2 protein-coding genes (1 of these 2 running past the window's edge) are annotated in these 16,541 nt (G+C 72.9%); both read left to right on the forward strand.

Features of this window, described 5'->3' with window-relative positions:
* Window positions 1–14,220: a non-ribosomal peptide synthase/polyketide synthase gene (locus ABZ354_RS20580; protein ID WP_358658681.1), complete on the forward strand. Its 14,220-nt coding sequence runs from the start codon at window positions 1–3 to the stop codon at window positions 14,218–14,220.
* Window positions 14,217–16,541: the beginning of an amino acid adenylation domain-containing protein gene (locus ABZ354_RS20585; protein ID WP_358658683.1), read on the forward strand. 11,841 nt of this gene lie beyond the right edge of the window; only the first 2,325 of its 14,166 coding nucleotides appear in the window; the start codon lies at window positions 14,217–14,219; its stop codon lies beyond the right edge, outside the window. The genes ABZ354_RS20580 and ABZ354_RS20585 overlap by 4 nt, the downstream gene beginning before the upstream one ends.

Below are 16,541 nucleotides of genomic sequence, written 5' to 3' on the forward strand. Positions count from 1 at the left end.
GTGCCACAATCCGGTGATGTCCGACTCCCCCTGACGCCGGCCCAATCCGGTATTTGGTACGCACAGCGGATCGACTCCTCCCACACCATCTACAACATCGCCGAATACCTGGACATTCACGGTCCCGTCGACCCGGTCCGTTTCGAAAGCGCGCTTCACCGGGTGGTCGGCGAAACCGACGCACTGCGCGTGCGATTCGTGGAGAACGGTGAAACCCCCGAGCAGGTGGTCCTCCCCGCGGTCCGGTTCCCGGTCCACGTCCTCGATCTCTCCGGCGAGCCCGATCCGGTCGGCAGCGCGCGGTCCTGGATGGACGAGGACAACACCCGTCCGATCGACCTGTTCGGCGACGGCCTGTTCACCTTCGCCCTGCTGCGCATCGCCGAGGACCGGTGGATGTGGTACCACCGCGTCCACCACATCCTGCTGGACGGCGCCGGTTTCGCGATGCTCGCGCCCCGGGTGGCGGAGGTCTACTCGGCGCTGATGGCCGACGAACCCGTGCCGGACACCCCGTTCGGGCCGCTGCGTGAACTGGTGGAGGCCGAGCAGGACTACGTCACCTCCGAGGTGCACGCCGCCGACCGCGCCTTCTGGACCGAGCGGCTGGCCGGCGTGGAGCCCGCCGTCAGCGTCTGCGGCGGCCGGCAGCACCTGCCCCGCAAGGTGATCCGTCGCAGCGAGGCGCTCGGTGCCGCCGAGGTCGAGGCCGTCCGCGACATCGCGCGCGAGCTCGGCATCGGCTGGCCGGCCGTGGTGGTCGCCGCTCTCGCCCTCTACGTGCAGCGCCTCACCGGAACCGAAGAGGTCGTCATCGGCCTGCCGGCCGCCGCCCGGCCGGGACGCAGCCTGCGGACGGTTCCCGGCAGCGTCTCGAACCTGCTCCCGCTGCGACTGCGCGTCAGGCCCGACATGAGCGTCCGTGACCTGCTCGCCGCCGTCTCCGCCGAGATGCGCGAGGCCGTGCGCCACCAGAGGTACCGGCACGAGGACATCCGGCGCGACCTGCGACTGGGTCCCGAGCAACACCTGGTCGGGCCGCACGTGAACCTGGTGCTGTTCGACTACCGCCTGGAGTTCGCCGGCCACGCCTCCAGCGCGCACAATCTTCCCAACGGCCCGATCACCGACTTCGCGGTCCTGGTGGACACCCGCTCCACCGGCGGCGGGCTGCGCTTCGACTTCGACGCCAACGCGGCGCTGTACGACGAGGACTCCCTCGCCTCGCACCAGGGCCGCTTCCTCGACCTGCTCTCCCGGCTGTGCGCCGGCGACCCCGCGACGCCGGTCGGGCGGCTGGACACCGCCACCGCCGCCGACCGCGCCCGGGTACTCGCGCGCCCCGCCGCCGGACCGGGGACGACCGCGACGCTGCCGGAGCTGTTCGAGCGGGTGGCCGCCGAACACCCGGACCGCACCGCGGTGGTGCTCGACGGCGCCCACCACAGCTACCGGGAGATCAACGCGCGCGCGAACCGGCTGGCCCGGCTGCTGATCGCCCGGGGCGCCGGCCCCGAGCGCTTCGTGGCGCTGGCGCTGCCGCGCTCCGTGGACATGGTGGTCGCGCTCGTGGCGACCCTGAAGGCCGGCGCCGCCTACCTGCCGCTCGACCCGGCCTACCCGGCCGACCGGCTCGCCTACATGCTGGCCGACGCCGCCCCGGGTCTGCTGCTCACCGACACGGCGAGCGCCGCGGGCCTCCCGGAGACCGGCACCGCCGTGCCGCTGCTGCTGGACGATCCCGGTACGGTCGCCGAACTGGCCCGCCAGGAGGACGGCGACGTCAGCGCCGCCGAGCGCGCCGTCCCGCTCGACCCCCGGCACCCCGCGTACATGATCTACACGTCCGGGTCCACCGGCCGGCCCAAGGGCGTCGTCGTGCCGCACCACAACGTGGTCCGGCTGTTCACCGCCACGCAGGAGTGGTTCCACTTCGGGGCCGACGACGTGTGGACGCTGTTCCACTCCTACGCCTTCGACTTCTCGGTGTGGGAGCTGTGGGGTCCGCTGCTGCACGGCGGCAGGCTGGTCGTCGTACCCCACGACGTGAGCCGCTCGCCGGAGGAGTTCCTGCGGCTGCTGGCCCGCGAGCGCGTCACGGTGCTCAACCAGACGCCTTCCGCCTTCTACCAGCTCATGCAGGCCGACCAGGAGAACCCCGAGGCCGCGGCCGGGCTGGCGCTGCGCCGTGTCGTCTTCGGCGGTGAGTCGCTGGACCTGTGGCGGCTGGAGCGCTGGTACGGCAGGCACGCGGACGACGCCCCCGTCCTGGTCAACATGTACGGCATCACCGAGACCACGGTGCACGTCAGCCACCGGGCGCTGGACGCCACGAGCGTGGGCGCCGAGAGCGGCAGCGTCATCGGCTCCCCGATCCCCGACCTCGGGGTCTACCTGCTCGACGACGCCCTGCGCCCGGTCCCGCCGGGAGTGGCCGCGGAGATGTACGTCTCCGGCGAGGGACTCGCCCGCGGCTACCACGGACGCCCGGACCTGACCTCCCACCGCTTCGTCGCCGACCCGTTCGGCGCGCCCGGCAGCAGGATGTACCGCACCGGCGACGTGGCGCGCTTCACGGCCGACGGCGAACTGGAGTTCGTCGGACGCGCCGACCACCAGGTCAAGATCCGCGGTTTCCGGATCGAGCTGGGCGAGATCGAGGCCGTGGTCGAGGGCCTCGCCGGGGTCGCCCGGGCCGCGGTCGTCGTGCGCGAGGACCAGCCCGGTGACAAGCGGCTGGTCGCCTACGTCACCCCGGCCGGCGACCGCGACGGCGTCGATGCCGCCGCCCTGCGCGAGAGTGCCGCCGCCGCGCTGCCCGAGTACATGGTGCCGTCGGCGTTCGTGGTGCTGCCCGCCCTGCCGATCACCGCCAACGGCAAGCTGGACCGCAAGGCCCTGCCGGAGCCGGAGTTCGTGGCGGGCTCGGCCGGACGCGCCCCGCGCACGCCGGCCGAGGAGGTCCTGTGCGGCCTGTTCGCCGAGGCCCTCGGTGTCCCCGGCGTCACCATCGACGACAACTTCTTCGACGTGGGCGGCCACTCCCTGCTGGCCACCCGGCTGGTCAGCAGGATCCGCTCGGTCTTCGGCATCGAGCTGCAGATCCGCACGCTGTTCGAAGCGCCGACCGTCGCCGCGGTGGCCGAGCGCGTCACCTGCGCCGAGAGCGCCCGCTCCGGAATCTCCCCCATGCCCCGCCCGGCGGAGATCCCCCTGTCGTACGCCCAGAACCGGCTGTGGTTCGTCGACCGGCTCGAGGGGCCCAGCTCCGCCTACAACATCCCGCTGGTGATGCGCCTTTCCGGACCGCTGGACCACGACGCGCTGCTCGCGGCGTTCGCCGACCTGCTGGCGAGGCACGAGAGCCTGCGCACCGTCTTCCCCGACGTGAAGGGCATCCCGAGCCAGGTCGTCCTCGACCCCGAGACGCGCCCAATCGAACTGCCCGTCGCCACGATCAGCGACGAGGACCTGCCCGCGGCGCTCGCCAGCTGCGCGGGCGGGGCGTTCGACCTGGCCACCGAACTGCCGCTGCACGTGGACCTGTTCCGGCTCGGCGAGGAGGAGCACGTGCTCTCCGTGGTGGTGCACCACATCGCCGCGGACGGATGGTCGCTGGGCGTACTGGCCCAGGACCTGTCCACGGCGTACACCGCCCGCAGCCAGGGCGCCGAGCCCGACTGGCAGCCGCTGGCCGTGCAGTACCCCGACTACACCCTGTGGCAGCGCGACGTCCTCGGTGACGACCGCGACCCCTACAGCACCATGGCGCGGCAGCTCGCCTTCTGGCGCTCCGAACTGGCCGGACTGCCGGAGGAGACCACGCTGCCCACCGACCGGCCGCGACCGGCCGAGCCGGACTACCAGTCCGACGTGGTGGAGCTGCGCCTGCCCGCCGAACTGCACCGCGACCTGTCCCGACTGGCCCGCCAGTCCGGCAGCACGCTCTTCATGGTCCTCCAGGCGGGCCTGGCCTCGCTGCTGTCGACGCTCGGCGCCGGCACCGACGTGGTGCTGGGCAGCCCGATCGCCGGCCGCACCGACGAGGCCCTGGACCGCATGGTCGGCTTCTTCGTCAACACGCTCGTCCTGCGCACCGACGTCTCCGGCGACCCGACGTTCCGCGAACTGCTCGGCCGGGTGCGCGAGTCGGACCTGGCGGCCTACGCCAACCAGGACGTGCCGTTCGAGCGGCTGGTCGAGGTCCTCAACCCCGAGCGCTCGCTGGCCCGCCACCCGCTGTGCCAGGTGCTGTTCTCCCTGCAGAAGAAGCTCGACCCCACCCTGGACTTCCCCGGTCTGAAGGCGGTCGCCGAGCCCGGCGTGCGCACCATGGCCAAGTTCGACCTGTCCTTCGAGTTCGGCGAGTGCGCCGACGACACGGGCAGCCCCACCGGCATCGACGCCGTCGTCGAATACCGGAAGGACCTCTTCGACCGCTCGACGGTCCAAGCGCTCGCCGACCGCCTGGTACGTCTCCTGCAGGCCGTCGTCACCGACCCCGATCTGCCGGTACGCGCGGTCGACGTGCTGTCGCCCGCCGAGCGGCGGCGCCTTCTGGAGACCTGGAACGACACCGCCTGCGACCTGCCCTCGGGCACCCTCGTCGACCTGCTGGAGCGGACCGCGGCCCACACCCCGGACGCGGTCGCGGTCTGCGACGGACCACGCACCCTGACCTACCGCGAACTGCACGAGTCGGCCAGCCGGCTGGCGCACGAGCTGATCGCCCGCGGCGCCGGCCCCGAGCGGGTCGTCGCCCTCGGCATGCAGCGCTCCGCGGAACTGATCGTCGCCCTGCTGGCGGTGCTCAAGTCCGGCGCGGCCTACCTCCCCGTCGACCCCGCCTACCCCACCGAGCGCGTCGCGCTGCTGCTGTCCGACGCCCGCCCGGTGCTGCTGGTGAGCACCTCCGGCGTGCTCGCCGGATGGCCCGAGGAAGCCGTCGCCGGAGTGCCGGCGCTGGTCCTGGACGACACCGCGACGGCCGCGTCGATCGCCTCCCGCCCCGCGACCGGCCCCGCGGACGCCGACCGCACCGCGCCGCTGCGCCCGGACAACGCCGCCTACGTCATCTACACCTCCGGTTCGACCGGAACCCCGAAGGGCGTCGTGGTGGCCCACCGCAACGCCGCCAACCTGGTCGGCTGGGCCGGCCGGGAGCTCGGCGCCCCCGCCCTCACCCACACCCTGGCCTCCACCTCCCTCAACTTCGACGTGTCGGTCTTCGAGATCTTCGGGCCGCTGACCGTCGGCGGCCGCATCGACGTCGTACGCGACCTGCTGGCGCTGGCCGAGCAGCCGGAGGGCTGGTCGGGCGACCTGATCAGCGCCGTACCGTCCCTGCTGGCCCAGCTGATCGGCCAGGACACCGTGCCCGCCACGGCCGACCTGGTGGTACTCGCCGGTGAGGCGCTCACCGGGCGGGCCGTCGCGGACATCCGCACCGCCATGCCCAAGGCGCGCATCGCCAACTTCTACGGCCCGACCGAGGCCACGGTCTACGCCACCGCGTGGTGGGCCGGCGACGGCCCCGCCGAGCCCCTGATCGGCCGTCCCGTCGCCAACACCCAGGTGTACGTGCTGGACGCCTGGCTGCGGCCGGTGCCCGCCGGTGTCGCGGGCGAGCTGTACCTGGCGGGCGCGGGCCTGGCCCGTGGCTACCTGGACCGTCCGGAACTGACCGCGCAGCGGTTCGTGGCCAGCCCCTTCGGCGCACCCGGCTCCCGCCTGTACCGCACCGGCGACGTGGTGCGGTGGACGGCCGACGGGCAACTGGCCTACGTCGGGCGCGCCGACGAGCAGGTGAAGGTCCGCGGCTTCCGCATCGAGACCGGCGAGATCGAGTCGGTACTCGCCGACGACCCCGCGGTGGCGCAGGCAGTGGTGATCGCCCGGGAGGACCGGCACCACCACAAGCAACTGGTCGCCTACGTCGTACCGGCGGGCGGCGCGGAGATCGACGCCGACCGCCTGCGCGAGCAGGTGGCCACCACCCTGCCCAGCTACATGATGCCGGCGGCCTTCGTCGTCCTGCGCAAGCTGCCGCTCAACCCCAACGGCAAGCTCGACCGCGCCGCCCTGCCCTCCCCGCAGTTCGCCGGCGACCGCGCCGGACGCCTGCCCCGCACCCCGCAGGAGCAGGTCCTCTGCGGCCTCTACGCGGAGATCCTCGAGCTCTCCTCGGTCGGCATCGACGACAGCTTCTTCGACCTCGGCGGACACTCGCTGATCGCCAACCGGCTGATCATCCGCATCCAGTCGGTGCTCGGCGTCGACCTCACGGTGCGCGACCTGTTCGAGGCGCCCACCGTCGCCCGGCTGGCGGAGCTGATAGAGCGGGCCGGCACCGCCCGGCCACGGGTGACCCCGGTGGAGCGCCCCGAGCGGGTGCCGGTGTCGTTCACCCAGCAGCGGCTGTGGTTCCTCCACCGCCTGGAAGGCCCGAGCCCGACCTACAACCTCGGCGTCTCCCTGCGCTTCACCGGCCAGGTCGACCGGGCCGCCCTCTACGAGGCGCTGCACGACGTGACGGTCCGGCACGAGAGCCTGCGCACGGTCTTCCGCGACGTCGACGGCGTGCCCGTCCAGTCCATCGTGCCCGCGGACGAGGCCCGCCCGAAGATCTCGGTGACCGAGCTCACCGAGCCCGAACTGGACACCACGCTCACGGCGGCCGCCCGCCGCGGATTCGACCTGGAGAACGAACTGCCCATCCGGGCCGAGCTGTTCGTGCTCAGCCCCACCGAGCAGGTGTTCCTCATCCTGGTGCACCACATCGTGGCCGACGGCTGGTCGTACGCCACCCTGGTCAGCGACTTCTCCACCGCCTACGCCGCGCGCCGGGCGGCCCACGCCCCCGAGTGGGCGCCCCTGCCGGTGCAGTACGCCGACTACGCGCTGTGGCAGCGCGAGGTCCTCGGCGGCCTCGACGACCCCGACAGCGTCCTGGCGCGGCAGATGGACTACTGGACGTCGGCTCTGGCCGGCCTGCCGGACCAGCTGGAACTGCAGACCGACCGGCCCCGCCCGGCCGCCCCCAGCCACGGCGGCGGATTCGTCCCCATCACCGTCGGCCCCGAGGTCCACGCCCGGCTGCTGGAGATCGCCCGCTCCAGCGGTGTCAGCCTGTTCATGCTGATGCAGGCCGCACTGGCCGCGCTGCTCAACCGGATGGGCGCCGGCGAGGACGTCCCGATCGGCACGTCGGTCGCCGGCCGCAACGACGAGTCGCTGGTCGACCTGATCGGCTTCTTCGTCAACACCCTCGTACTGCGCAACGACCTGAGCGGCGACCCCACCTTCCGCCAGCTCCTGGGCCGCGTCCGCGAGGCCGACCTGTCCGCCTTCGCCCACCAGGACGTGCCCTTCGAACTGCTGGTGGAGACGCTCAAGCCGGAGCGTTCCCTCTCCCGCCACCCGCTCTTCCAGGTCCTGCTCAACTTCGAGAACACCCCCGAGATGGAACTCGACTTCCCCGGCGTGCGCACCCGCCTGCACCCGGTGAACACCGAGGTCGCCAAGTTCGACCTGTCGTTCTCCATGGGCGACCGCTACGCCGACGACGGTGCGCCCGCCGGCATCACCGGGCTCCTCAACTACAGCACCGACCTGTACGACCGGGGCACCGCGGAGGACATCTCCGCCCGGCTCCGCTGCCTGCTGGCGTCGATCGCCGACGACCCGGCACAGCGGGTGAGCGAGTTGGACCTGCTCGACGAGGCCGACCGGAGCCGCATCCTCGCCCTCGGCGTCGGCGAGATACGCGACGAGGTCCCGCCGACGTTCGTCGAGCGGTTCGAGAACCAGGTCGCCCGGACCCCGGACGCCGTCGCCCTGGTCCACCAGGGCACCGAGGTGACCTACCGCGAACTCGACGAGCGGGCCAACCGGCTGGCCCACCACCTGATCGCCCGCGGCGTCGGCGCCGAGGACTGGGTCGCCGTCGCCCTGCCCCGCGCCCCCCAGCTGGTCGTCACCCTGGTCGCCGTCCTCAAGGCGGGCGCCGCCTACCTCCCGCTCGACCCCGACTACCCGGCGCAGCGCATCGAGTACATGATCGGGGACGCCTCGGCCATGCTGCTCATCACCGACGGCGACATCGGCGCCGGCATCCCGGACTTCCCGGACCTGCCGCGGCTGCTGCTCGACGAGCCGGCCACCGTCGAGGCGGTCGCCGCGTGCCCGACGGCCGCCCCCACCGACGCCGACCGCCGCCACCCGGTCCACCCCCACCACTCGGCGTACGTCATCTACACCTCCGGCTCCACCGGGCGGCCCAAGGGCGTCCTGACCGAACAGCACTGTCTGAGCGACTACCTGCGCTGGAGCACCTCGGCCTACCCGAGCACCACGGGCACCGCGATCCTGCACAGCCCGATCTCCTTCGACCTCACGGTGACCGCGCTGTACACCACGCTCAGCGTCGGCGGCCGCGTCGTCCTGGCCACCCTCGACGACAGCGACCCGCGGACGCTGGAGACGCTGACGAAGACGCCGTCCACGTTCCTCAAGGCCACCCCGAGCCACCTCTCGCTGCTGGAGGCGCTGCCCGACCCGTTCTCGCCCAGCCGTGAACTGATGCTCGGCGGCGAACTGCTGCTCGGTGAATCGCTCACCGAATGGCGCACGCGCTTCCCCGAAGCGCACATCTACAACGGCTACGGCCCCACCGAGACCACCGTCAACTGCACCCAGCTCGTCATCAGGGCCGGCGAGCCCGTCGACAGCGGCCCGCTGCCGATCGGCGGCGCGATGCCCAACACCTGGCTGTACGTACTGGACGAGTGCCTGCGGCCGGTGCCCGTGGGCGTGGCCGGAGAACTGTACGTGGCGGGCGAGGGCATCGCCCGCGGCTACCTGCACCGGCCGAAGATGACCTCGGAACGCTTCGTGCCCAACCCGTTCGGCCCGCCCGGCACCCGCATGTACCGCACCGGCGACATCGTCAAGTGGACCTCGGGCGGCGAGCTGTACTTCCTGCGCCGCATCGACGACCAGGTCAAGATCCGCGGCTTCCGGGTCGAGGTCGGCGAGATCGAGAACGCGCTGCTGCGCCGCACCCACGTCGCCAAGGCGGCCGTCGTGATACGCGAGGACGTCCCCGGCGACCTGCGCATCGTCGCCTACCTCGTCCCCGACGGCCCCCTCGACGAGGCCGCGGTCGCCCGCGAGACCGCCGCGGACCTGCCGGACTACATGATGCCGGCCGCCTACGTCGTGCTGGACGAACTCCCGCTCAGCCCCAACGGCAAGGTCGACCGGCGGGCCCTGCCGGAGCCGGACTACTCCGCCACCGACGCGGGCCGCGCGCCGCGCACACCGCAGGAAGAGGTCCTCTGCGGGCTCTTCGCGGAGATCCTGGGCGTCCCCACGGTAGGAGCGGACGACAACTTCTTCGACCTGGGCGGGCACTCCCTGCTGGCCACCCGGCTGGTGAGCCGGGTCCGCTCCGTCTTCGGCACGGAACTGCCCATCCGCGCGCTGTTCGAGACCCCGACCGTGGCGGGCCTGGCCGAAGCACTGCCCGGCGCCCCGCAGGGCCGCTCCACGCTCCTCGGCCGGCAGCGCCCCGCCCACCTGCCGCTGTCCCACGGCCAGATGCGGCTGTGGTTCCTCAACCGCTTCGAGGGCCGCAGCGCCACCTACAACCTGCCGGTCGCGCTCGAGCTCGACGGCCCGGTGGACGCCGCCGCGCTGCGCTCCGCGCTCGCCGACGTCGTCGCCCGCCACGAGGCACTGCGCACGATCTTCCCCGAACGGGACGGCAGCCCCTACCAGGCGGTGCTCGACCCCGCGGTGGCCGCGCCCGAGTTCACCGTCCTCGACGTCACCGCCGGCGACCTCGACGACGCGGTACGGGAGGCCGCCGGACAGGGCTTCGACCTCACCGTCGAACTGCCCGTGCGGGCCACCCTGCTGCGCACCGGAGAGCGGGAGTCGGTCCTCGTCGTGGTCATGCACCACATCGTGGTCGACGGCTGGTCCACCGGCCCCTTCGGCAGGGACCTCGCCGAGGCCTACGGCGCGCGGTGCGCCGGCACCGCCCCCACCTGGACACCGCTGCCGGTGCAGTACCCGGACTACACCCTGTGGCAGCGCTCCGTACTGGGCAGCGAGGACGACCCGGACAGCGTGGCCTCGCGGCAGCTGGCGTACTGGCGCCAGGCCCTGGCCGGCCTGCCCGACGAGCTGACCCTGCCGGTGGACCGGCCGCGCCCCGCGACCCCGTCCTACCGCGGCGGCTGGGCCACCTTCCGGATCGGCCCCGAACTGCACCGGAACCTGGCGGCGCTCGCCCGCCGCAGCGGAACCAGCATGTTCATGGTCCTTCAGGCCGGCATGTCGGTGCTGCTGCACCGCCTCGGCGCGGGCACCGACATCCCGCTCGGCACCCCCATCGCGGGCCGCACCGACGAGGCCCTGGACGATCTGGTGGGCTTCTTCGTCAACAACCTCGTGCTGCGCACCGACCTGTCCGGCGACCCCACCTTCGCCGAACTCCTCGGCCGGGTGCGGGACACCGACCTCGCGGCCTACGCCCACCAGGACGTGCCCTTCGAGCGGCTGGTCGACGCCGTGAACCCCGAGCGCGCCATGGCCCGTCACCCGCTCTTCCAGGTGATGGTCAGCCTGCACAACAACCCCGAGGCCGACTTCGACCTGCCGGGCGTGACGGCACGGCGCCGCCAGCTCGACCTGAACGTCGCCAAGTTCGACCTCAACTGGAACTTGCGCGAGGTGTACGACGCCGACCACGAACCCGCCGGGATCGAGGCCGTCGCCGAGTACAGCGCGGACCTGTTCGACCACGCCACCGTGGTCCGGATGACCGGGCAGTTCACCCACCTCATGGAACAGCTCTGCGCCGAGCCCGACCGCGCCGTCGGCGAGGCCGACGTCCTCACCCCCGACGAGCGCACCCGGCTGTTGCGCGAATGGAACGCCACCGCCGCCGACTTCGGCCCCCGGTCACTGGTGCAGGAGATCGAGGCGGCGGCCGCCCGCTCCCCCGAACGCATCGCGGTCGTCACCGCCGACGGGGAGATCGACTACGCGGAGCTCAACGCCCGGGCGAACCGGCTGGCACACCACCTGGCCGGCCAGGGCGCCCGCCCGGAGGTCCGGATCGCGGTGAGCCTGCCGCGCGGCCTCGACCTGGTGGTGGCGCTCCTCGCGGTGCTCAAGTCCGGCGCCGCCTACATCCCGCTCGACCCGGCCTACCCGGCCGAACGCGTGCGCTACATCCTCGCCGACGGCTCGCCCGCCCTGGTGCTGACGACGTCCGCACTCGCCGGCGACCTGCCCGTGCCCGACGGGGCCGGGGTGATCGCACTGGACGACCCGGCGCTGGCGGAGCGGACCGCGGCCCTGCCCGCCACCGACCCGGCCCCCGCGGCACACGGCGACCACCCCGCCTACGTGATCTACACCTCCGGCTCCACCGGCCGCCCCAAGGGCGTGGTGGTCACCCGCGCGAACATCACCAACTTCGTCCGGGACATGTGCGACAGGCTGCCGGTCACCGAGGCCGACACCCTCGTCGCGGTCACCACCGTCTCCTTCGACATCGCCGGCCTCGAGCTGTACGCGCCGCTGATGGCCGGGGCCCGGCTGGTGGTCGCCGCCACCGAGCAGGTGCGCGACATGGACCAGCTGGCGAAGCTGATCACCGGCACCGGCGCGACCCTGGCCCAGGCGACACCGACGCTGTGGCAGGCGCTGGCGGCCGACCACCCGGAGGCTCTCACCGGTCTGCGGGTCCTGGTCGGCGGAGAGGCCCTGTCCGCGCAGCTCGCCGACCGGCTGCGTGACCTGTCCGTCTCCGTACGCAACATGTACGGCCCGACCGAGACCACGGTGTGGTCCACCACGGCCGCCCTGGAGGAGCGCCCCGGCGCCCCGGTGATCGGCCGGCCGATCGCCAACACCCAGGTGTACGTGCTCGACGCCCGCCTCGCGCCGGTACCCCCCGGCGTCGCGGGCGACCTCTACCTCGCCGGCGACGGCGTGGTCCGCGGCTACCTGGCGCGGCCCGGGCTGAGCGCCGAACGGTTCGTGGCCGACCCCTTCGGCCCGGCCGGTTCCCGGATGTACCGCACCGGCGACGTGGCCCGCTGGAACACCACGGGCGACCTCGAGTTCGTCGGACGCGCCGACGACCAGGTCAAGGTCCGCGGCTTCCGCATCGAACTCGGCGAGATCGAGGCCGTCCTGGCCGCCCACCCGGCGGTGGCCCAGGTCACCGTGGTGGCCCGGGCGGACGGTGACGGCACCACCCGCCTGGTGGCCTACCTGGTCGCACCCGGCGGTCAGGAGGTGCCGGCCGCCGCCGAACTGCGCGAGCACGGGGCGCGCGTCCTGCCCGACTACATGGTCCCGGCCGCGTTCGTCGCCCTCGAAGCCCTGCCGCTCACCCCGAACGGCAAGGTGGACCGCAAGCTGCTGCCCGCCCCGGACTTCACCGCCCTCGTCGGCGACGAGGGACCGCGCACCCCGCACGAGGAAGTGCTCTGCGAGCTGTTCGCCGAGGTCCTCGGCCTGTCCTCGGTGGGTGTACGCGACAGCTTCTTCGACCTCGGCGGCGACAGCATCGTCTCCATCCGGCTGGTCAGCCGCGCCCAGAAGAGGGGCCTGAGGATCAAACCGGAGGACGTGTTCGTCCACCGGACCGTCGAGGGCCTGGCCTCCGTGGCGACCGAGGTCCCCGACACCGTCGTCGAGTCCTCCGGCACCCGCGTCGGCGGGCTCCCCCTCCCGCCGTCCGTGCACGCACTGCGGGAACGCGGCGGCACGGTCACCGGACACCACGAGTCGCTGCTCCTGGACGCCCCCGACGGCCTCGACGCCGACCGGCTCCAGGCCCTGGCGGGCATGCTCACCGACCGGCACGACGCCCTGCGGCTGGTCCTGGGACGCCACGACGACGGCGCCCGGTGGACCCTGGAGGTACGGGCCCCCGGCACGGTCGACGCCGCCCGCCTCGTCACCCGCGTACCCGTCGCCCACCTCGACGCCGACGCGCTGGACGACGCGCTGCGCGCACACGGCGCGACCGTCGCCGCCCAACTCGACCCGCAGGCGGGCGACCTCGCCCGGTTCGTCTGGTTCGACGCCGGCGCCACCGGACGGGGGCGGCTGCTGCTGGTCGTGCACCGGCTGGCCGTGGACGCCGAGTCCTGGCGCCTGCTCCGCGCCGACCTGGACACCTGCTGGCAGGCCCTCGTCTCCGGCGAGACGCCCGCCCCGCGCCCGGACGGCACGTCCTACCGCCGATGGGCCCAGCAACTGCTGGCCGCGGCACAGGACCCGGAGCGCGAGCGGGAACTGGACTGGTGGAGGACGGTCCTCACCGCCCCGGACATCCGGCTCACCGACCGGGCCCCGGACGGCGGCGGCGCTCCGAGCACCCTGGTGTGCACGCTGCCGGCGCAGAAGACCGCACCCCTGCTCGACCGGCTGCCCGCCGCGTTCAACTGCGACGTGGACGACGTGCTGCTCACCGCGTTCGCCCTCGCCCTCGGGCACTGGCGCCGCCGCCACCTGCGAGATTACTTCGGCGGCACCGGCGTCCTGGTGGACCTGGAAGGCGCCGGACGCCAGGCGTTCGCCGAGGGCCAGGACCTCACCCGCACCCTGGGACGGTTCGCCGCCTCCCACCCCGTGCTGCTGGACCCCGGCACCGTCGACTGGACCGAGCTGACCGCCGGGGGCCCGGCCGTCGGCAACGCCATCAAGGCGGTCAAGGAGCAACTGCGCTCGGTGCCGGACGGCGGCGTCGGCTACGGCATGCTGCGCCACCTCAACCCGCGCACCACCCCGGTGCTCGCCGCACTGCCCCGTCCGAGCATCGGCTTCTCCTACCTCGGACGGCTCGACGCCGCGGACGACAGCGCCTGGCCGGTGTCCGCGGGGCCGGCCGCCCGGGACCAGGACTCCGTGCTGCACGACGACGGCCACGCCCTGGAGGTCGCGGCCTCGGTCACCGGCGGGGCGGACGGACCGTGCCTGGCCGCGGCCTGCACCTGGCCCGGTGAACTCTTCGGCGAGGCGGCCGTGCGCGAACTGGTCGATGACTGGTTCCGCGCGCTGGAAGCCCTCGTCACCCACTCCGAGGCCGCGGACGCCGGCGGGCACACCCCGTCCGACCTCTCCCTGGTCGGCCTCGACCAGGACGAAATCGACGTGCTGGAAGCTGACGGAAGGTACTTCTCCTCATGACGAAGCCGGGATTCCAGGACGTCCTGCCGCTCTCGCCGCTGCAGGAAGGCTTGCTCTTCCACACCGTCTACCACGAGCGCTCGCTGGACATCTACACGGCGAGGATCTGCCTGGACCTGGAGGGCGAGCTGGACGCCGCGGCGATGCGGGCGTCGGTCGCCGGCCTGCTGCACCGGCACCCCAACCTGCGGGCCGCCTTCCGGTACGAGCGGCTCAGCAGGCCGGTGCAGGTGATCCCGCGCGAGGTCGCCCTGCCCTGGCAGGAGTTCGACCTGCGCGATCTGCCCGAGGAGCAGCAGGCGGACCGGCTGGAGGAGCACACGGCCGCCGAGTCGGAGCGCACCTTCGACCTGACCTCGCCACCGTTGCTGCACTTCACGCTCGTCCACCACGGCGAGAACAGCCACCGCCTGATCCTGGCGCACCACCACATCCTGCTGGACGGCTGGTCGGTGGGCCGGCTGATGACGGACCTGTTCACCCTCTACGCCGCCGGCGGCGACGTGTCGGCCCTGCCGCCCGTCACGCCCTACCGCGACTATCTCGCCTGGCTGGCCAAGCAGGACCGCCCCGCCTCGGAGGAGGCGTGGCGGACGGTGCTGGCCGGCGTCGAGGAGCCGACCCGGCTGGTGGCCGACGACCTCGAGCGCACCCCGGTGGCACCCGAACGCCTGCTGGTGGAGGTCCCCGCCGAACTGAGCCGCGCCCTGACCGAGACGGCCCGCAAGCACGACCTCACCGTGAACACGGTCTTCCAGAGTGCCTGGGCGATCGTCCTGGGCCGTCTCACCGGCCGCAGCGACGTGGTCTTCGGCGGCACCGTCTCCGGCCGCCCCGCGGAGATCGACGGCGTGGAGAGCATGGTCGGCCTGTTCATCAACACCCTGCCGGTGCGGGTACGGCTCGACCCCGCCGAGCCGGTGGGCGACATGCTGGCCCGCTTCCAGCAGCAGCAGGCCGGGCTGATGTCGCACCAGCACCTGAACCTGCCCGACATCCACGCCCTGGCAGGGGCGTCGGGTGAACTCTTCGACACCATCACCGTCACCGAGAACTACCCCTTCGACGAGAAGGGCTTCCGCGAGATCGCCGGCCTGACCATCGTCGGTGCGCACGGCGCGGACGCCAACCACTACCCGCTCAGCGTCGCCGCCCTGCCCGGCGAGACGCTGCGGTTCCGCTTCGGCTACCGGCCGGACGTCTTCACCCCCGCCGACGTCGAGGCGATCGGCGCGCGGCTGGTGCGCGTCCTGGAAACGGTCGTCCGCGAGCCGGGCCGCCCCGTCGGCGCCCTGGACGTCCTCGCCGACGACGAACGCGAAGACCTGCTGCGCACCCGCAACGCCACGGGTGGGGAGCGTCCGCGGACGTTGCCGGAGCTGTTCGCGGAGCGGGTCGCGGCCGCGCCGGGGGACCCGGCGGTCCTGTTCGAGGACGTCACGCTGTCCTACGCGGAGCTGGACGGCCGGGCGAACCGGCTGGCGCATGTTCTCGCTGAGGCGGGTGTGGGGCCGGAGCAGTTCGTGGCTCTGGCGCTGCCACGGTCGGTGGAGCTGGCGGTGGCGGTGCTCGCGGTGCACAAGGCGGGTGCCGCGTATCTACCGGTGGACCCGGAGTATCCGGCCGAGCGGATCGCGTACATGTTCGCCGACGCCGCGCCGGGTGTGGTTCTGACCACTTCCGCGATCGCCGGGACGCTGCCGGACGGCGAGCAGGTGCGGATCGTGCTGGACGACCCGGGCACGCTGGCTCGTGTCGAGGCTGCCCCGGTGGACCGGGCGCCCGTGGTGGCCCTTTCCGTGGATCACCCCGCTTACCTGATCTACACGTCGGGTTCCACAGGAAAGCCCAAGGGTGTCGTGGTTTCGCACCGGGGTGTGTCGAGCCTGGTGGCCGCGCAGGTGGAGCGGTTCGGGGTCGGTCCGGGCAGCCGGGTGCTGCAGTTCGCGTCGATCAGTTTCGATGCGGCGTTCTGGGAGCTGGTGATGGGTCTGCTGACCGGTGCGGCGCTGGTGCTGGCGCCGGCCGACCGGCTCAATCCGGGTCTGCCGTTGGCGGAGCTGTTCGTGGAGAAGGGTGTCACCCACGCGACGATTCCGCCGGCCGCGTTGGCGGTGCTCGAGGAGAACGCGCTGCCGGAGGGCATCACTTTGGTGGTCGCGGGTGAGGCGACCGCGCCGGAACTGGTCGGCCGCTGGTCCACCAACCGTCGTATGGTCAATGCTTACGGCCCGTCGGAGACCACGGTCTGCGCGACGATGAGCGCGCCGCTGGCCGGTGAGGTCGTTCCGCCGATCGGTGGTCCCATCACCGGTGCCCGT

Source organism: Streptomyces sp. NPDC005925 (genome assembly GCF_040638805.1).
GTDB lineage: Bacteria > Actinomycetota > Actinomycetes > Streptomycetales > Streptomycetaceae > Streptomyces.